The organism is Pseudomonas sp. 3MA1 (genome assembly GCF_029237275.1).
Taxonomy (GTDB): Bacteria; Pseudomonadota; Gammaproteobacteria; order Pseudomonadales; family Pseudomonadaceae; genus Aquipseudomonas; species Aquipseudomonas fluorescens_AP.
Window position 1 is genome coordinate 24,216 of the sequence record NZ_JAACFX010000004.1, and the last position, 17,516, is coordinate 41,731.

General features: G+C 65.2%; 16 protein-coding genes. 8 read left to right on the forward strand and 8 right to left on the reverse strand.

Annotated elements, in window-relative coordinates; translation table 11 throughout:
- Nucleotide 1: 1 nt before the first annotated feature.
- Together GWQ44_RS12690 and GWQ44_RS12695 are read right to left on the reverse strand one after the other, a co-directional pair.
- Complete coding sequence (locus tag GWQ44_RS12690) at nt 2–1,198, reverse strand: multidrug effflux MFS transporter (RefSeq protein ID WP_020372547.1); 1,197 nt, start codon at nt 1,196–1,198, stop codon at nt 2–4.
- Between the two features lie 92 nt (nt 1,199–1,290).
- Nucleotides 1,291–1,488, reverse strand: a complete 198-nt coding sequence (locus GWQ44_RS12695; RefSeq protein ID WP_016966706.1) for a cation transporter — start codon at nt 1,486–1,488, stop codon at nt 1,291–1,293.
- Between the two features lie 145 nt (nt 1,489–1,633).
- Here GWQ44_RS12695 and GWQ44_RS12700 point away from each other — a divergent pair, with 145 nt between their 5' ends.
- From GWQ44_RS12700 to cueR, 3 genes are all read left to right on the forward strand, one after another.
- The gene (locus tag GWQ44_RS12700; protein ID WP_016966707.1) at nt 1,634–2,017 is read left to right on the forward strand and encodes a hypothetical protein; all 384 of its coding nucleotides are present in this window, start codon (nt 1,634–1,636) and stop codon (nt 2,015–2,017) included.
- Nucleotides 2,018–2,169: 152 nt separating this feature from the next.
- Nucleotides 2,170–4,566, forward strand: a complete 2,397-nt coding sequence (locus GWQ44_RS12705) for a heavy metal translocating P-type ATPase (protein ID WP_275927487.1) — start codon at nt 2,170–2,172, stop codon at nt 4,564–4,566.
- Nucleotides 4,563–4,967 (forward strand): Cu(I)-responsive transcriptional regulator, encoded by a 405-nt coding sequence (gene cueR, locus GWQ44_RS12710; protein WP_016965893.1) that lies wholly within the window; start codon nt 4,563–4,565, stop codon nt 4,965–4,967. Before GWQ44_RS12705 ends, cueR begins: the two co-directional genes overlap by 4 nt.
- Nucleotides 4,968–5,181: 214 nt before the next feature.
- On the opposite strand, the gene GWQ44_RS12715 is transcribed toward cueR, so the two are convergent.
- The gene (locus GWQ44_RS12715) at nt 5,182–6,078 is read right to left on the reverse strand and encodes a PA4780 family RIO1-like protein kinase (protein WP_103741430.1); all 897 of its coding nucleotides are present in this window, start codon (nt 6,076–6,078) and stop codon (nt 5,182–5,184) included.
- A gap of 456 nt (nt 6,079–6,534) precedes the next feature.
- Here GWQ44_RS12715 and GWQ44_RS12720 point away from each other — a divergent pair, with 456 nt between their 5' ends.
- Entirely contained in the window at nt 6,535–8,481 is a 1,947-nt protein-coding gene (locus tag GWQ44_RS12720) for a methyl-accepting chemotaxis protein (protein WP_113194319.1), read from the forward strand.
- A gap of 83 nt (nt 8,482–8,564) precedes the next feature.
- Here GWQ44_RS12720 and GWQ44_RS12725 read toward each other — a convergent pair whose 3' ends face one another.
- A complete protein-coding gene (locus GWQ44_RS12725) occupies nt 8,565–9,842 on the reverse strand; it encodes an acetyl-CoA C-acetyltransferase (protein ID WP_275927488.1) in 1,278 nt (425 codons plus the stop codon).
- Between the two features lie 133 nt (nt 9,843–9,975).
- On the opposite strand from GWQ44_RS12725, the gene GWQ44_RS12730 reads away from it, so the two are divergent.
- Both GWQ44_RS12730 and GWQ44_RS12735 read left to right on the forward strand, forming a co-directional pair.
- On the forward strand, nt 9,976–11,328 hold the full coding sequence (locus GWQ44_RS12730; RefSeq protein ID WP_275927489.1) for a 3-oxoacyl-ACP reductase: 1,353 nt from the start codon (nt 9,976–9,978) through the stop codon (nt 11,326–11,328).
- A gap of 2 nt (nt 11,329–11,330) precedes the next feature.
- Nucleotides 11,331–12,185 (forward strand): MaoC/PaaZ C-terminal domain-containing protein, encoded by an 855-nt coding sequence (locus tag GWQ44_RS12735; protein WP_275927490.1) that lies wholly within the window; start codon nt 11,331–11,333, stop codon nt 12,183–12,185.
- A gap of 7 nt (nt 12,186–12,192) precedes the next feature.
- Here the strand turns inward: GWQ44_RS12735 and GWQ44_RS12740 are convergent, their stop codons facing one another.
- On the reverse strand, nt 12,193–12,513 hold the full coding sequence (locus GWQ44_RS12740) for a DMT family transporter (protein WP_275927491.1): 321 nt from the start codon (nt 12,511–12,513) through the stop codon (nt 12,193–12,195).
- Between the two features lie 414 nt (nt 12,514–12,927).
- On the opposite strand from GWQ44_RS12740, the gene GWQ44_RS12745 reads away from it, so the two are divergent.
- Both GWQ44_RS12745 and GWQ44_RS12750 read left to right on the forward strand, forming a co-directional pair.
- A complete protein-coding gene (locus GWQ44_RS12745) occupies nt 12,928–14,454 on the forward strand; it encodes a collagen-like triple helix repeat-containing protein (protein WP_103742162.1) in 1,527 nt (508 codons plus the stop codon).
- Nucleotides 14,455–14,644: 190 nt separating this feature from the next.
- Nucleotides 14,645–16,321 (forward strand): POTRA domain-containing protein, encoded by a 1,677-nt coding sequence (locus GWQ44_RS12750; protein WP_103742161.1) that lies wholly within the window; start codon nt 14,645–14,647, stop codon nt 16,319–16,321.
- A 157-nt stretch (nt 16,322–16,478) separates the two neighbouring features.
- Here the strand turns inward: GWQ44_RS12750 and GWQ44_RS12755 are convergent, their stop codons facing one another.
- From GWQ44_RS12755 to GWQ44_RS12765, 3 genes are read right to left on the reverse strand one after another with little or no spacing between them, the layout of a single operon-like run.
- Nucleotides 16,479–16,892 (reverse strand): response regulator, encoded by a 414-nt coding sequence (locus GWQ44_RS12755; protein ID WP_042941133.1) that lies wholly within the window; start codon nt 16,890–16,892, stop codon nt 16,479–16,481.
- Between the two features lie 56 nt (nt 16,893–16,948).
- Nucleotides 16,949–17,155 carry a Flp family type IVb pilin gene (locus GWQ44_RS12760; protein ID WP_047301497.1) on the reverse strand — a complete coding sequence of 69 codons (207 nt, stop codon included), beginning with the start codon at nt 17,153–17,155 and terminating at the stop codon, nt 16,949–16,951.
- Nucleotides 17,156–17,212: 57 nt separating this feature from the next.
- Nucleotides 17,213–17,419: a Flp family type IVb pilin gene (locus GWQ44_RS12765; protein WP_047301495.1), complete on the reverse strand. Its 207-nt coding sequence runs from the start codon at nt 17,417–17,419 to the stop codon at nt 17,213–17,215.
- Nucleotides 17,420–17,516 lie beyond the last annotated feature (97 nt).

The window sequence follows — 17,516 nt, forward strand, 5'->3', positions numbered from 1 at the left end:
CTCAGAGCTCGGCGGCTTTCAAGGCCCGGGCATTCTGCAAACGCCGGGTCATGACCGCCATGCTCACCGCCAGAACACCGCACAGGCAGATGACCATGGCCATCGGCATGGCGCTGCCATCGTGCAACACACCCACCAGATAGGCAGCGCCCGCCGCCACGCTGAACTGCAGGCAACCGAGCATCGCCGAGGCGCTGCCGGCCCGCGCGCCCTGGCCGTTCATGGCGCAGGCCGCGGCGTTGGGAATGATGCAGCCCAGGCTGGCGATGCACACGAACAACGGCAGTAGCAGCGGCCAGAGCGCGCTGGTGTGCAAGGCACTGATGCCCAGCAGGGTCAGGCCCGCGGCCAGGTAGATCCATACCGTGCGGGCCAGCAGGAAGGCCGGGCCGCGCTTGGCCAGCAGCCGCGCATTGACCTGCGCCACCAGGATGAAGCCCCCGGCATTGATCCCGAAGAACCAGCCAAAGTGCTCCGCCGGCACGCCGTAGAGCTTGATAAAGACAAAGGGTGAACCGGCGATGTAGGAAAACATCCCGGCAATGGCGATGCCGCCGGTCAGGGCATGACCGAGAAAGACCCGGTCCGCCAGCAGCAGGCCGTACTGGCGCAGTGCTCCGGACAAGGGCAGGCGCGGGCGCGTGGCCGGCATGCTTTCCGGCAGGCCCAGGGCCACCGCCAATCCCGACAGGGCGCTGAACACCGTGAGCATGATGAAGATCGACTGCCAGCCGTACAGATTGACCAGCAAGCCGCCGAGCATTGGCGCCAGAATCGGCGCCAGGCCCATCACCAGCATCAGTTGGGAGAACACCTTGGCCGAGCCCACCGCGTCACATTTGTCGCTGACCACCGCGCGGGAAATCACCATCCCGGCGCAACCGCCCAGGGCCTGGACGAAGCGCGCGCCGATCAGCCATTCCAGGTTCGGCGCATAGGCGCAGGCCAGCGACGCCAGGGTGAACAGGCCAACCCCGACCAGCAACGGCAGGCGCCGGCCAAAGCGGTCGGCCACCGGGCCATAGGCCAGCTGACCGATGGACAGGCCGAGGAAATAGGCCGCCAGGGTCAGTTGGACGTGTTTTTCATCGGTGCCGAAAGCCAGGGCCATCGAGGGGAAGGCCGGCAGATAGAAGTCGATGGCCAGAGGGCCGAAGGCACTCAAGGCACCGAGAATCAGGATTGTGCGCAGGTTCATGGCATCCAGGCGAGCGTAAGTCAGCGGGCGCACAGTCTAGCCGCGCTTGGACGCCTTGAACATTCCGATAGGTCGCTAACTATTAAAAAGGCTCAGGCAACCTGGACCGCATAGCCTTCCTCACTGATCAGGCTGATCACCTCTTCGTTGGACAGGCGACTCTCGACCCCCACTTCCTTGGCCGCCAGATCGACCCGCACCGTGGCCGCCGGATCCTTGCTTTGCAAGGCCTGAGTGATGGCCCGCACGCAGTGACCGCAGGACATGCCTTGAACGTTGAATACTTGCATCACGCTTCTCCTGTGTTGAGGTGCACGCAGTCTTGTCCTTGCCACAGTGGCAAGGTCAAGTTGCGGATTGATCTGCCGGGCTGGAAATCGGCGCCGCGCTCCGCCAAGCTGCACGTCTTACGACATCACAGCAGGAGATTCAGCCATGCGCTGGTCCACTTTCAGCCTCGTCGGCCTCCTTGGTCTGTTCGCGGCAGCGCCGCCGGCCCTGGCCGCCGGAGAAGACTACGGCGTCCTGATCATTTCCCGGGAGCGGCTGGAAGTCGCCACCTCCTGCGAGATCGGTCTGTACCTTCAGGACCAGCTCGCCGGCCGGCTGTTCCAGGAGCAGAGCGCCTCCTTCAACCTGCCGCCGGGCAAGGTGTCGGTGCGCCTGAAACTGCTGCCGGGCCAGGCGCCGGGCTGCAACCCCGGCATGCTGGCCCCGGGTTCCCAGGACATCAGTCTGCGGGCCGGCGATGTACTGAAGTTCCGCATCGCCAGCAATGCCTCGGGCATGTACCTCAAGCCCGCCGCCCTGGAATACTGACACCCCGCCTCCCGCCATGCCTTGCGCCGGACCGCGCAAGGCGTGCTGCAACCGCCCCCTGGGACAAAATGAAGCACCCTGGCAATGCCCGCTTGACCTTGCCTGCATGGCAAGGTTGATCCTGTGGGGCACATTTACAGGGAGTATCAGCCATGCCTGAATCAACCACCTTCGACCTGCCGATTGCCGGCATGACCTGCGCCAGCTGCGCCGGCCGTGTCGAGCGAGCCCTGGGCAAGGTCGCCGGTATCCGCGCGGTGAGCGTCAACCTGGCCACGGAACAGGCCCGGGTCGAGGCCCCCGGGGACAGCCTGCCGGCGCTGCTGCAAGCGGTGGAAAATGCCGGTTACAGCGTGCCGGTGCACACCGTCGAATTGACCATCGGCGGCATGACCTGCGCGACCTGCGCCGGTCGCGTCGAGCGCGCCTTGAACAAGGTTGCCGGGGTGCGCAGCGCCAGCGTCAACCTGGCCACCGAGCGCGCCCACGTCGAGCTGCTGGGCCAGGTCGACCCGGCGCTGCTGATCAACGCCGTGACCCAGGCCGGCTACTGCGCCAGTCTGTGGCAGGCCGAGCAGAAGCAGGGCGACGAGCAACAACAGCCGCTGCGCCGCGAACGCTGGAGCCTGGCGCTGGCGATCCTCCTGGCCCTGCCCCTGGTGCTGCCGATGCTGGTGCAACCCTTCGGCCTGCACTGGATGCTCCCGGCCTGGGCCCAGTTCGCCCTGGCCACCCCGGTGCAGTTCATCTTCGGCGCGCGCTTTTATGTCGCCGCCTGGAAAGCCGTGCGCGCCGGCAGCGGCAACATGGACCTGCTGGTGGCCCTGGGCACCAGCGCCGGTTATGGCCTGAGCCTGTATGAATGGGCCACGGCCGCCGCGGGCAGCATGCCGCACCTGTACTTCGAAGCCTCGGCGGTGGTGATCGCCCTGGTGCTGCTGGGCAAGTACCTGGAGAGCCGCGCCAAGCGCCAGACCGCCAGCGCCATCCGCGCCCTGGAGGCCCTGCGTCCGGAGCGGGCGATCCAGGTCATCGATGGGCGCGAGCAGGAAGTGGCCATCAGCGCCCTGCGCCTGGGCGACCTGGTACTGGTCAAGCCCGGCGAGCGCTTCCCGGTGGACGGCGAAGTCATCGAAGGCCAGAGCCACGCCGACGAAGCGCTGATCAGCGGTGAAAGCCTGCCGGTGCCCAAACAGCCCGGGGACAAGGTCACCGGTGGCGCCATCAACGGCGAAGGCCGCCTGCTGGTGCGCACCCTGGCCCTCGGCGCGGAAACCGTGCTGGCGCGGATCATTCGCCTGGTTGAAGACGCCCAGGCCGGCAAGGCGCCGATCCAGAAGCTGGTGGACAAGGTCAGCCAGGTGTTCGTGCCCACCGTGCTGGTGCTGGCGCTGATCACCCTGGTGGGCTGGTGGCTGTACGGCGCGCCCCTGGAAACCGCGGTGATCAATGCGGTGGCGGTGCTGGTGATCGCCTGCCCTTGCGCCCTGGGCCTGGCCACGCCCACGGCGATCATGGCCGGCACCGGCGTGGCCGCCCGCCACGGCATCCTGATCAAGGATGCCGAAGCCCTGGAGCGGGCCCACGAGGTCAGCGCGGTGGTCTTCGACAAGACCGGCACCCTGACTTCCGGCACCCCACGCATCGCCCATATGCAGGCGGTGGAAGGCGACGACAACAGCCTGCTGCAACTGGCCGGCGCCCTGCAGCGCGGCAGTGAACATCCCCTGGCCAAGGCGGTGCTGGACCTGTGCCAGGAACGCCAACTGCCGGTGGCCGATGTCAGCGCCAGCCAGTCCCTGACCGGGCGCGGCATCGCCGGCACCCTGGACGGCCGCCAACTGGCCCTGGGTAACCGCCGCCTGCTGGAAGAATGCGGCCTGAACCCGGGCGGCCTGGCCCAGGTGGCCAAGGACTGGGAGCATCAGGGCCGGACCCTGTCCTGGCTGATCGAACAGCGCCCGCAAGCCCGGGTGCTGGGCCTGTTCGCCTTTGGCGACACCCTCAAGCCCGGCGCCTTGCAGGCGGTACAGCAACTGCGCGCGCGGCAGATCAGCAGCCACCTGCTGACCGGCGACAACCGTGGCAGCGCCAAGGTCGTCGCCGATGCCCTGGGCATCGACGATGTGCACGCCGAAGTGCTGCCGGCGGACAAGGCCGCCACGGTGACGGCGCTGAAAAAGACCGGCGTGGTGGCCATGGTCGGCGACGGCATCAACGACGCCCCGGCCCTGGCCGCGGCCGACATCGGCATTGCCATGGGCGGCGGCACCGACGTGGCCATGCACGCGGCGGGCATCACCCTGATGCGCGGCGATCCGCGCTTGATCCCGGCGGCCCTGGAGATCAGCCGCAAGACCTACGCAAAGATCCGCCAGAACCTGTTCTGGGCCTTCGTCTACAACCTGATCGGCATCCCGCTGGCCGCCTTCGGCCTGCTCAACCCGGTGCTGGCCGGGGCGGCCATGGCCCTGTCCAGCGTCAGCGTGGTGAGCAATGCGCTACTGTTGAAAACCTGGAAACCCAAAGACCTGGAGAACGCCGAATGAACATCGGCCAAGCGGCGCGCAAGAGCGGCCTGAGCGCCAAGATGATCCGTTACTACGAGTCCATCGGCCTGCTCAAGCCGGCCCACCGCAGTGACAGCGGCTATCGCCTGTATGGCGAGGAAGACCTGCACAGCCTGGCCTTCATCAAGCGCTCTCGCGACCTGGGCTTTTCCCTGGAGGAAGTGGGCAAGCTGCTGACCCTGTGGCAGGACCGGCAGCGGGCCAGCGCCGATGTAAAGGCCCTGGCGCGCCAGCATATCGATGAGCTGAACCGCAAGATCCGCGAGCTGGCGGGGTTGCGCGACACCCTGCAGGACCTGGTGGAGCACTGTCACGGCGACCAGCGTCCGGACTGTCCGATCCTCAAGGAGCTGGCTTCGGGCAGTTGTTGCGGGTCCTGAGTATTTGCAAGAAGCGATCTCTGTAGCCGCTGCCGAGCCCTGGCGAGGCTGCGAAAAGGCCCGCAGGGCCTTGCTTGGCGATCCCTTGCAAAGCCTCGGCGCCCTCAAGATCCTCGCGTCCCTTCGGGCCGTGCGCAGCCTGCGGCAGCGGCTACAAGGTGCCAGGTAGTTTGCAGGAATAAAAAATCCGGCCATGGCCGGATTTTTTATTCCATCACTGCATCCAGGGCGGAGGCGGTGGTTCTGCGGATTGGCCGGGCGGCGCATCATCCGCCGCCCGCACGGCCTGGCGGCGCTCTTCGTCGAGACGTGCCGCTTCGATCTCGCGGATCACACTGCCGACATCCGCCAGCTCCTCGGGGTCGTCGAACTCGCCGGTCAGCACACTGCCCGGGTGCAAGGTGCCGGCCTCGTACAAGGCCCACATTTCCTTGGCATAACGGGTGCGCTTGAGTTCCGGGGCGAAACGCCCGAAGTAGGACGCCATGTTGCCCACGTCCCGCTCCAGCATGCTGAACGCGTGGTTGTTGCCCGCCGCGTCCACCGCCTGGGGCAGGTCGATGATCACCGGACCATCCGGCGTCAGCAGCACGTTGAACTCGGACAGGTCACCGTGCACCAGCCCGGTACACAACATCAGCACGATCTGGGAAATCAGGAAGGCGTGATATTCACGGGCCTGGTCCGGTTCCAGCACCACATCGTTGAGCCGCGGCGCCGCATCGCCGTACTCGTCGGCCACCAGCTCCATCAGCAGCACGCCTTCGAGAAAGTCGAACGGCTTGGGCACCCGCACCCCGGCGTTGGCCAGGCGGAACAGCGCCGCCACTTCGGCGTTCTGCCAAGCGTCTTCGGTCTCCTTGCGCCCGAACTTCGAGCCCTTGGCCATGGCCCGAGCCTGACGGCTGTTGCGCACCTTGCGCCCTTCCTGATACTCCGCCGCCTGACGGAAACTGCGTTTATTCGCCTCCTTGTAGACCTTGGCGCAACGTAGCTCGTTGCCGCAGCGCACCACATACACAGCTGCCTCTTTACCACTCATGAGTGGGCGCAGCACCTCGTCTACCAGACCGTCTTCGATCAGGGGTTCAATGCGTTTTGGAGTCTTCATCAGCTTTTATTGTGGGTCCCTTGTTACCAAACACGCGAAAGTCACTCGTTATACGGCAATCCTCCCACCACGGGAAAGGGCCGCCGAGCACCGAGCGACAGCAATGCACTCAATGTGCCAGATCAATCCAGCGACGCCGCCAACGATCATAGCCAAGACTGCAGCGGCCAGCGTCCGGCAGCGGCATTGAACCCGCGTCTTGGCCCACCCTCGCCGCCGGTGCGCCACGACAAGTTTTTTTCCGTCGTCGACTCAATATTGCTCGGCGCCAGCCGAAGCCCTCAGAGAGACAGGGAGTTTGTCCGACAATCCAATAAAGACGTCAGCCGCCGGCCAAGGTTCGATTGCCCGCGGTTCGACATCAGCCACAGGGACGACAATCAGCGCCACCTCACAAGCTGCCAATAGTCCGCGAGTCGCCTGCACATCGTGGTCATACAAGAAACTGGAGCGCGGATGAATATCAAACAGAAACTGACCTGGGCCTTCGCCGTCATTGCCTGCCTGCCCGTGGTGCTGGTAGCCACGCTGGTGGTGATCAACCTGCGCAGCGAAGCGCAACACACTTTCGTCGACGGCAGCGGCCGCGAGATCCGCCAAGTGGCCAACGCCATGCAGCTGTTCTTCGAAGGCATCAGCCAGAACATCGATTACCTGGCGGCGCAACCGTTGCTGACCCAGGCCGGTGACAACCTCAAGACCTGGATGAGCGCCGATGCCGCCAAGGTTCCGGAAGGCGAGCAGGACAAACGCATCTTCGACCTGTTCGCCGCCATGGCCGCCAGCCACCCGGCCTATGCCTATGTGTCCTATGGCGTGAGCAACGGCGGCTACGTCTCCTGGCCCGCCGACCTGAAGCTGGCCAACTACGACCCCCGCGTGCGCCCCTGGTACAAAGCCGCGCTGGCCAGCCCGGGCAAGACCCTGCGCACCGATGCCTACTACTGGGCCCCGGACGATGCGGTGCTGGTCAGCACCGTGCGCTCCCTGGCCAACCAGTTGGGCCCACAGGGCGGCGTGGTCGCGGTCGACGTTTCGCTCAAGCAGCTCACCGAGATCGTCAAGCAGATCAAGCTGGGCGAATCCGGCTACCTGATGCTGATGGAAAACAACGGCACGGTGCTGGTCGATCCCAAGCAGCCGGAGCACAACTTCAAGGCCCTGGCCAGCCTCGGCGGCGGATACGAGCAACTGGCCAAGACCGGCAAGGGCCTGGTGCAAGTGGAGCTGGGCGGCGAGCACTACATGGCCAACGTCTGGCCTTCCGAGCAACTGGGCTGGACCTTCATCGGCCTGATCAAGCAGAGCGAAGTCATGGGCTCGGCGACCCAGCTGACCTGGATCATCGCCGTGATCGCCGGGGTCCTGGCCGTGCTGTTCGCGGTGTTCGGCGCCAGCTTCGCCAGCCTCATCGTGCGCCCGATCCGCGGCGTGGCCAGCGGCCTGGAAGGCATTGCCCAGGGCGAAGGCGACCTGACCCAGAACCTGAACATCCGCGGCAACGACGAAACCGCGCAGCTGGCCAACTGGTTCAACCAGTTCCTGTCGGCGATCCGCAGCCTGATCCAGCACATTGGCCAGGCGGCGCAGAAGATTCTCGCCACCTCCCAGTCCTCGACCCGGGTCTCCAGCGACATGGCCGAAGCCGCCGGACGCCAGCGCGAAGCCGTGGACATGGTGTCCACCGCGTTCCACGAAATGGTCGCCACGGCCAACGAAGTGGCCCGTTCCTGCAGCCAGGCCGCCGAGTCGGCGGACAGTGGCCAGCGCCAGGCCCGGGAAGGCCAGCAACAGATCGACGACGCGGTGCACAGCGTCGACCGCCTGAGCCAGGAGATCGAACAGTCGGCGCAATCGATGCAACAGCTGGAACGCGACAGCACCGATATCCAGTCGATCCTCGGCACCATCCGCTCGATCGCCGAGCAGACCAACCTGCTGGCCCTCAACGCCGCCATCGAAGCCGCCCGGGCCGGCGAGCAGGGTCGCGGCTTTGCCGTGGTGGCCGATGAAGTACGGGCCCTGGCCAAGCGCACCGCCGACTCCACCGCCGAGATCGACGGGCTGCTGGGCAACCTGGCCAAGCGCACCAGCGCCGTGACCCAACAGATGCACGCCAGCCTGGAAGTGTCCCAGCAGTCGGTGAACCGCATCGGCCTGGCGCGCAACAGCTTCGGGCAGATCCGCGAATCGGTGGACGTGATCCGCGACATGAACACCCAGATCGCCACCGCCGCCGAAGAACAGCATCAGGTGGCGGAGGACATCAACCGGCACATCAGCCAGATCCATGGCGATGCGCAGTTGGTGGCCGAATTGGCCAACTCGGCGCGCCTGGATTCCCAGAGCCTGGCGGGGTTGTCCAATGAGCTGGACGCCCTGGTGCGCCGCTTCAAGACTTGAGGGCCCTTTCGCCGGCAAGCCGGCTCCTACGGTTTGGAGGTATTTCTCTGTAGGAGCCGGCTTGCCGGCGAATGCCACGAACTTCAGCGTTCGATGATCGCCGTCACGCCCTGCCCACCCGCCGCGCAGATGGAAATCAAGCCGCGGCCCCGCCCCGCCACACTCAGCAACTTCGCCAGGTTGGCGACAATGCGCCCGCCAGTGGCGGCAAACGGGTGCCCCGCCGCCAGGGAGCTGCCTTTGAGGTTGAGCCGGGCGCGATCGATGGGCCCCAGGGGCGCCTCCAGGCCCAGGCGGGTCTTGCAGTACTGCGGGTCTTCCCAGGCCTTGAGGGTGCACAGCACCTGAGCGGCAAAGGCTTCGTGGATCTCGTAGTAATCGAAGTCCTGCAGGCTCAGGCCGTTGCGCGCCAGCAAGCGCGGCACGGCGTACACCGGCGCCATCAACAGCCCTTCGGCGCCCTGGACGAAGTCCACCGCCGCCGCCTCGCCGTCGCGCAGGTAGGCCAGGATCGGCAGGCCGCGCTCCTGGGCCCATTGCTCACTGCCCAGCAGCACCAGGGAGGCGCCATCGGTCAGCGGCGTGGAGTTGCCGGCGGTGAGGGTGCCCTGGCCGCTGTGGTCGAAGGCCGGCTTGAGGCTGGCGAGTTTTTCCAGGCTCAGGTCCGGGCGCAGGTTGTTGTCCCGGGTCAGGCCGAGAAAGGGGGTGAGCAGATCGTCATGCCAGCCTTCGGCATAGGCCGCGGCCATTTTCTGGTGGCTTTCCAGGGCCAGCTGGTCCTGCTCGCCACGGCCGATGCTCCAGGTCTTGGCCATCTGTTCGCAGTGCTCGCCCATGGACAGGCCGGTGCGCGGTTCGCCATTGCGCGGCAGTTCCGGCTTGAGGTGATGGGGTCGCAGTTGCAGGAGGCTCTTCAGCTTGTCGCCGAGGCTCCTGGCCCGATTGGCTTGCAGCAGGATCTGCCGCAACCCCTCGTTGACCCCGATCGGAGCGTCCGAAGTGGTGTCGACGCCACCGGCGATGCCGCAGTCGATCTGCCCCAGGGCAATCTTGTTGGCCACCAGCAACGCCGCTTCCAGACCGGTGCCACAGGCTTGCTGGATGTCGTAGGCCGGGGTGGTGGGCGCCAGCCGCGAGCCCAGCACGCATTCGCGGGTCAGGTTGAAATCCCGGGAGTGCTTGAGCACGGCCCCGGCCGCCACTTCGCCGATACGCAGGCCGTGCAGGTTGTAGCGCTCGATCAGGCCTTCGAGGGCGGCGGTGAGCATGGCCTGGTTGCTGGCCGTGGCATAGGGCCCGTTGGAACGGGCAAAGGGGATGCGGTTACCGCCGATAATCGCCACGCGATGCCGTTGTGTCATGGAAAGCCCCCTGTGCTGTAAGTGCGACTGCGCTGAGTAGGTCCGCCTCTAGCGTAGGAGGCTTCTGGCTGATCGAACGACTCGGAGCCATTCATGGTCCACACTTTGAACCCCAGCCAATGGAGTGCGTTCCATGTCCGACCGTTATATCGACTTCGCCAATTCATCCATCGGCCATCGCCTGGTGGGCGCCCTTGGCCTGCCGTCGCCGGTCCGCCTGGAACGCTGGCAGGCCGGACGCCTGCGCCCCATCGAGGGCGCCTTGCTGGTAGGCGGCGGTCCCCTGGCGCAGCAGGTGAGCCGCCTGGCCCCGCGCCTGACCGATTCGATCTACAGCTACGGCTGCGATCCGGCCCTGGCCACGCCGTGGATTCCCGGCCATGGCCCCCGGCTCAAGGCGGTGGTGTTCGATGCCAGCGAAGTGCGCCATACCGATCAGCTCAAGCAACTGCGGGAGTTCTTCCAGCCGCTGCTGAGAAGCCTCGAGCCCTGCGCCCACCTGCTGATCCTCGGACGAGCCCCGGAAACCCTCGATACGCCCTTCGCCGCCAGCGCCCAGCGGGCCCTGGAGGGTTTCAGCCGCTCCCTGGCCAAGGAGCTGCGCAACGGCGCCACCCTGCAATTGCTGTATGTCGGCCAGGGTGCCGAGGAACAGTTGGAGGGGGCGCTGCGCTTCTTTCTGTCGCCCAAGAGCGCGTTCGTTTGCGGACAGGTCCTGCGCTTGCAGCCCTGCGCCGTCCAGGTCCAGGACTGGAGCCGCCCGCTGGCCGGGCGCAGGGCCCTGGTCACCGGCGCGGCCCGGGGCATTGGCGCGGCCATCGCCGAAACCCTGGCCCGTGACGGCGCCCAGGTGCTGCTGCTGGATGTGCCCCAGGCCAAGAGCGACCTGGAAGCCCTGGCCGCGCGACTTGGCGGGCAGGCCATCACCCTGGATATCTGTGCCGCGGACGCCCCGGCGCAGTTGCTCGAACAACTGCCGGACGGCCTCGACATCCTGGTGCACAACGCCGGCATCACCCGGGACAAGACCCTGGCCAACATGACCGCGGAATTCTGGGATGCGGTGCTGGCGGTGAATCTCCACGCCCCGCAGGTGCTGACCCAGGCCTTGCTCGACAGCGGCCGCCTGCACGACCACGGCCGGGTGATCCTGCTGGCCTCCATCAGCGGCATTGCCGGCAACCGCGGACAGACCAACTACGCCGCCAGCAAGGCCGGGCTGATCGGCCTGGCCCAGTCCTGGGCGCCATCGCTGCAACCGCGGGACATCAGCATCAATGCCGTGGCCCCGGGCTTCATCGAGACGCAGATGACCGCCAGGGTGCCCTTCGCCCTGCGCGAGGCCGGGCGGCGCATGAGCTCCCTGGGCCAGGGCGGCCTGCCCCAGGATGTCGCCGAGGCGGTGGCCTGGCTGGCCCAGCCGGGCAGTGGCGCGATCAGCGGACAAGCCTTGCGGGTCTGCGGCCAAAGCGTCCTGGGAGCCTGAAGATGAGCAACCACTGGCACGAACTGAACCTGCCCGCCTCCCTGGCGCCGCTGTTTCTCAAGGCCGCCCTGCGACGCGGGATCAAGAACACGCCGTTGCCCGAGCAGGGCCTGCGCTGCTGGATCAGCCTGGAGCCGCGCCGGCTGGAGGCCTACCGCCAGGTGTGCGGTTACCTCGACAACGGTCTGCTGCCCGCCACTTATCCCCATGTGCTGGCCTTCCCGTTGCAGATGCAGTTGCTCACCGACCCGGCGTTTCCTTTCCCCCTCTTGGGGCTGATTCACCTGGCCAACCGGATCCGCATTCTGCGTCCCATGGGCAATGTCAGCCGCGTGCGAGTCGCCGTCCGGGTGGGCAACCTGCAACCTCACGCCAAGGGCGCGGTGTTCGATCTTGTGACCACGGTCGACGATCAGCTGGGGCCCCTCTGGGAAGCCGAGAGCCGCATGCTCTGTCGCGGCGCGCACGTGCCGGGCGAGCCCGGCGTCCCGCCATCGATTTCCGGGGTGGGCCTGAACGAAGTCAGCCGCTGGCGAGCCGAGAGCGATATCGGCCGGCGCTACGCCCGGGTTTGCGGCGACTACAACCCGATTCATCTCAGCGCCTGGAGCGCCCGCCTGTTCGGCTTCCCCAGAGCCATCGCCCATGGCCTGTGGAACAAGGCGCGAACCCTGGCGGCCCTGAGCGACACCTTGCCGGCCGCCAACATCGAGGTGACGGTGCAATTCAGCAAACCGTTGCTGCTGCCCGGTGAAGTGCGCTTGCTGGCCAGCGCGGCGGGCTCCAGCGGTGAGCTGCAACTACTGGGCAACGGCGATCTGCTGCACATGCAGGGCGGCTGGCAACCGATCGCCTGAGGCGCGCTCAGCCTCGACGAATCAGCACCACGCCAATGACGATCAGCAGCAGTCCGGCGAGCTTGCCGAGGCTGATCGGTGCCTCGCGAAACCCCACCCAACCAAAATGATCCAGGGCCAGGGCCATGCTCAACTGGCCGGCCAGCACCAGTGCCATGAACAGCAAGGCACCGATCCGCGGCCCGGCAAATGCGGCGGTGGTGATGAAGAACACCCCCAGCACCCCGCCGACCTGCTTGGCCAACTGACCGTTGATCCCGGCTTGCAGGGCCAGAAAGGCTCCGGCAAAGAACGGCAGGCACAGCAACCACCAGACTGGACCAGGCATCACAGACTCCAAGGAAATGTCGGCCGCGCATTATAGGCCAGGCTCAAACTGGAAGTCTGCCAAGCCAACTAAGCAGCAAAAAAACTGCAGCCCCCTGGCCGTCAGCTCAAATAAAACCCATTAATTGTATATATATAACTTTAGTTTAACGCCCGACAAAAACACTCAACCGAAAATTACAAACCCTTGATTAAAAACATTTTTTCAAACAACAAATCCCTGCACCCCATACTTTAAGACTAACTACTTATCAGGAGAAAAACAGCGAAATACAAGTCATTAATACCAAGTTCATAATTGTTCAAGTTTCTTCTTGCGCCTCTTATGTACGCAACGGACGAAAGTATCTCCAGCACAAGAACTGGAGAACTATCGAAGACAACGAACGTTGTAACAGGTGCAGGGATAACTATCATGAACACTCAGATTGGATGGAAAGCATGTACCGCACTGGCCTTGATCCTGACCCTCGGCCTGACAGGCTGCAGCGGCGGTGGCGGTCACAAGAGCGGAGGTAGCAGCAGCTCATCTCCCAGCAGCACCAGCGGCAGTAGCGGAGGTGGCACTGGCGGTACTGGAGGCGGAACCGGCGGCACAGGTGGTACAGGTGGCACCGGCGGCACTACCGGGACCCTGACGACCAGCAGCCTCGTCTCCGACCTGGGCACCACCGTCAGTGGCGTCGGTACGGATGTCAGCACGCTTGGGACCTCCCTGGCAGCCGTTCCCTTGGTCGGTGGCGTCGCACAAAGCGCGGTCAGCACCGCGGGCAACGTGGTGGATACCGTAGGCCAGGGTTTGACCGGCGGCCTCGGCAAGCTGGGCAGCGATCCCAAGGCCCTGAGTAAAACCACCGCTACCGTGGGCAACGTCGTCGGCGATGTCGGCACCGGGGTCACCGACCTCAGCGGCAAACTGGCCGCCACGACCCAGAGTGTTCCACTGGTAGGAGGCGTGGTGACTCGGGTGGCGCCGGTGGTCGGTGGCGTCGGCGCCCGAGTGACCATGCTCGGCAATACCTTGAGCACAGTCACCAGCAACGGCCCGGTGGGCACCCTGACCGACGGCGTGGGCGACAAGGTGCTGGTGCCCGTGGTCAGCCTGGCGGAAGGGGCGACGGGCAAAGTCGGCAGCGCGACAGGGCTCGGCGCCCCGGTCAAAGGCCTGCTCAACGGCGTGGCCCAGGCGGTGGACAGCTCCGGCAACGCGGTCAGCGACTCCGGCGATGGCAACCCCGTGACCGACCTGCTGGGCAATGCCCTGAGCAATACCAGCAACGCCGTGGGCAAGGCCGGTGGCTACCTGGGCGCCTCAGGCAGCGGTTCCGGTACTGGAGGAAGCGTCGGCAACAACGGCCTGCTGGAAACCGTCGGCGGTGCCGTGGCCAACCTGAGCAACGGTGTGAATACAGGAAACAGCAACGGCACGGTCAGTGCGGGCGCTGTCACCGGCGGCGCGGTTGGCGGCCTGATCGCCTCGGTAGGCGGTGCCCTGGGCGGCAGCGGCACACCCAATCTGGTGGTCACCGCCCCGCTGGCCAGTGTCGGAGTGAGCCTGGGCTCGGCGCTGAACCCGGTCACCAGCTCGGTCACCGGCCTGACTCAGCAGGTCGGCGCAGCCACCGGACTGGGTACTCAAGCCGGCAGCCTGCTGGGTCAAGTGGGAGGCGCGGTCAGCAACGTGGGCAGCACCCTTGCCGGCAACAGCACAGGCAACCAGGTAGGCACTGCCCTGGGCGGCACACTTGGCGCCCTGGGCGGAACCGTGGCCTCGGTCGGTGGCCTGGTCAACGGCGGTACCGCCCCCAGCGGCGGCCTGCTCGGTGGCCTGAATGTCGGAGCCAGTGCCAGCGGCAGCGCTTCGGCCGGAACCAGTGTCAACGGCAGCCTGGGTGGTGTATTGGGCGGCCTGACCGGTGCCCTGGGCGGCACCCGGAAATAAATTGCACCTGGCCGATTCGACGGCCTTACCTACAGCGCCTACGCTTGGTTGAGAGCGAGGGATTCAGAAGAATCTCTCGCTTTTTTTATCCACCGCATGGCATCCCGGCGTCCGATTCAAGGCCAAGACCCTGAACAACGCCGGGTATGAGGACTATTAGCGCCACCGCAGTTTGACCATGGAGTGTCCTATGCGCACATTGGCCAGTTTGTTGTTGATTGGATGCTGCACCTCCGCTTACGCCGACACCCTTCCCCGCTTTCTCAACAGCAACGACAGCATCAATAACCTGCCCCAGCCCAACTTGCCGGTGGACGCCTATCGTCCGGCCACTCCGCAGTTGCAGATGCCCGAGCAACCCGCCGCGCCCCAGGGGCAGCAGCCCCTGATGATGGGCACCAAGGTCACGGTGCGCCAGGTGCAGATCGAGGGCGGCAGCATCTATCCCCTGGAAGAACTGGCGGCCATCTACCAACCGCTGATCGGTCACGAAACCAGCTTCAGTCAATTGATCGAAGCCACTCGCAACATCACCCGGCGCTACCAGAACGACGGCTACCTGCTGTCCTACGCCTTCATGCCGCAACAGAACTTCGATCAGGGCGTGCTGCGGGTGGTGCTGGTCGAAGGCTATATCAAGGACTACCAGTTGCAGGGCGATATCGGCCCGGTGTCGGCCTACCTGGACAAACTGGTGAGCAAGCTCAAGGCCGAGCGCCCACTGACCCGCAAGACCTTCGAGCGCTACACCACCCTGATGAGCCGGGTACCCGGGGTGACCCTGCAAGCGGTGGTGCCGCCGCCCGGAACCACTGACGGCGCGACCCGGCTGGTGGCGGTGGCCAGTCGCAAATCCATCACCACCACCCTCAACAGCACCGATGACAACCGCAACGGTCTGCAGGCCCTGGTGGGCATCGTCAGCAACTCGCAAACCGCCTGGGGCGAACAGCTCAGCCTCAGCGGCCTGTTCCCGCCGGGCAAGGACAAGGAGCACTACTACCGCCTGGACTACAGCCAGTTGCTGGGCTCGGAAGGCACGCAACTGAATCTCTACGGCGCACGCTACCGCAGTGATCCGCGAAGCAATGTGCAATTGAGCAACGGCCTGGAGCTTGAACCCCATCGCGAGAACGACCGCTTTTCCATCGGCGTCAGCCATCCCTTGCTGGCCTCGCCCAATGAGATGCTCACCGTCGGTACGCGCCTGTACGCGGTCAACGACAAGACCCGCTACCGGGTCAGCAACAGCCCGCTGACCCTGGAAGAAAAAACCGATATCCGCGCCCTGGCGCTGGAAGGCGACTGGAGCAAATCCGATCCACGGCAACTGCGGATTCTCAGCGCCGGCCTGTACCGTGGCCTGGACAGCATGGGGGCCAAGACCAACAACGAACTCTATGACCTGGACTTCTTCCGTCTGCGCCTGGCGGGGGTACAAAGCGACCGCTTCTTCGACAACTGGCAAGGGGTGCTTTCCGGTGCCTTGTACTGGAGCGCGGACAACCTGCCCGACAGTGAACGAGCCAGCTTCGGCGGCCAGAACTTTGCCCGCGGTTACCCTGATGACCAGGCCACTGGCGACAAGGGCTGGGGCGTCGCCTACGAGGTGAACTACAGCTTCAACCGCGAGGGCCCCTGGGTGCGGGTGCTGCAGCCCTACGTGGTACTGGACCGCTCCAAGACCTGGTTCAACCAGTTGCAGGTCAAGGGCAGCGATCTGTCGTCGGCCGCGGTGGGGGTGCGTTTCGGCGATGCCAAGCACTACAACATCGCCCTGGAGGCGGCCAAGCCGATGTCCGATGAAGCCCTGGACACCTACAACCGCCGACCGCGCTACACCCTGAGCTTCAGCTACCAACTCTGAGCCCTGTACCACCAAGGCCTGCTATCGCAGGCCTTTTTCTGCCCGCACGACGCATCAGTCAAAGGGCTCAGGACGCAGGGGTTTGAGGGGGGGTTGCAACAGGCGCCGCCAGCGCCCCGGCAAGCCGAAGGGCTTGAACCGGGACCGCCGTTGGCGTTCAGGGGCCGACTATATGCAGCCGGGGTTCGGGAAACAGATTGTTGAGGGTTTCCAACAGGCGCTCGTGATAGATCGGCTTGCGGAACAGGTCCAGCACCTGCAGGCGCAGCAGATCGCTGACGTCGTCCATATCGGCATGACCGGACATGACGATGACCGGCAGATGCTGGCGCGAGGTGTGTTCACGCAGGCGCTTGATCAATGACAGGCCGCTCTCCTCCGGCATGCGCAGGTCGGTGATGACCAGCGCAATGTCCGGATGGTGGGTGAGGTGCTCCAGGGCCTGCTTCACCGAGGTTGCGGTGAAGCAACAGAAGCCCTCACCTTCCAGCCATTCGGCAAGTTCCAGCAGTGCGTCTTCTTCATCGTCGACCAGAAGCAGTTGCTGGCGTTGGGGGGAAGCACTATTCATCGACATGACCTTGGGCTGACTGTCCGACGCCTTCACAGCAAGAGCAATCGCCGCTCTCAAGGCACGGGACGAGTCACCGTGGCACCTCCCATGGCAACCAGGATGTTGTTGAAGATGGCCAGGACCCGATCACCCATCGGCGTCACGAACACCACCACGACCACGGCAACCATGGCCACCACGATCGCATACTCGATGGCCGAGGCACCGTGAGTTCTGGCCAGGAACAGACGCGCGCGAAGCAGCAGGTAGTCCAGCAGCATGAAGCACCTCCGATGTATCGATCGCAACCACAGCCGACGAAGCACTCATGCGTCGGATCAAGGCACTGGACGAGTGACCGTCGCGCCTCCCAGGGCCACCAGAACGTTGTTGAAGATGGCCAGTACCCGATTGCCCAGAGGGGTCACGAACGCCACCACCACAACCGCAACCATGGCCACCACAATCGCGTACTCGATCGCCGAAGCGCCCTCGGTACGGTCAAAAAACAGGCGTGCCCTGAGCCACAAATATTGAAGGATCATCCTAGTTCTCCTGTGCGCCAGACGGCGCCGATGCAAGCACACCGGAACAGAGTTCCCCGGTGCAACTTGAGCATTGTCAACAAAGCAGCGACCAGCA

Coding starts and splice junctions, on each gene's coding strand:
- GWQ44_RS12690 (WP_020372547.1), bottom strand. CDS start 1,198: ATGAACCTGCGCACAATCCTGATTCTCGGTGCCTTGAGTGCCTTCGGC.
- GWQ44_RS12695 (WP_016966706.1), bottom strand. CDS start 1,488: ATGCAAGTATTCAACGTTCAAGGCATGTCCTGCGGTCACTGCGTGCGG.
- GWQ44_RS12700 (WP_016966707.1), top strand. CDS start 1,634: ATGCGCTGGTCCACTTTCAGCCTCGTCGGCCTCCTTGGTCTGTTCGCG.
- GWQ44_RS12705 (WP_275927487.1), top strand. CDS start 2,170: ATGCCTGAATCAACCACCTTCGACCTGCCGATTGCCGGCATGACCTGC.
- cueR (WP_016965893.1), top strand. CDS start 4,563: ATGAACATCGGCCAAGCGGCGCGCAAGAGCGGCCTGAGCGCCAAGATG.
- GWQ44_RS12715 (WP_103741430.1), bottom strand. CDS start 6,078: ATGAAGACTCCAAAACGCATTGAACCCCTGATCGAAGACGGTCTGGTA.
- GWQ44_RS12720 (WP_113194319.1), top strand. CDS start 6,535: ATGAATATCAAACAGAAACTGACCTGGGCCTTCGCCGTCATTGCCTGC.
- GWQ44_RS12725 (WP_275927488.1), bottom strand. CDS start 9,842: ATGACACAACGGCATCGCGTGGCGATTATCGGCGGTAACCGCATCCCC.
- GWQ44_RS12730 (WP_275927489.1), top strand. CDS start 9,976: ATGTCCGACCGTTATATCGACTTCGCCAATTCATCCATCGGCCATCGC.
- GWQ44_RS12735 (WP_275927490.1), top strand. CDS start 11,331: ATGAGCAACCACTGGCACGAACTGAACCTGCCCGCCTCCCTGGCGCCG.
- GWQ44_RS12740 (WP_275927491.1), bottom strand. CDS start 12,513: ATGCCTGGTCCAGTCTGGTGGTTGCTGTGCCTGCCGTTCTTTGCCGGA.
- GWQ44_RS12745 (WP_103742162.1), top strand. CDS start 12,928: ATGAACACTCAGATTGGATGGAAAGCATGTACCGCACTGGCCTTGATC.
- GWQ44_RS12750 (WP_103742161.1), top strand. CDS start 14,645: ATGCGCACATTGGCCAGTTTGTTGTTGATTGGATGCTGCACCTCCGCT.
- GWQ44_RS12755 (WP_042941133.1), bottom strand. CDS start 16,892: ATGAATAGTGCTTCCCCCCAACGCCAGCAACTGCTTCTGGTCGACGAT.
- GWQ44_RS12760 (WP_047301497.1), bottom strand. CDS start 17,155: ATGCTGCTGGACTACCTGCTGCTTCGCGCGCGTCTGTTCCTGGCCAGA.
- GWQ44_RS12765 (WP_047301495.1), bottom strand. CDS start 17,419: ATGATCCTTCAATATTTGTGGCTCAGGGCACGCCTGTTTTTTGACCGT.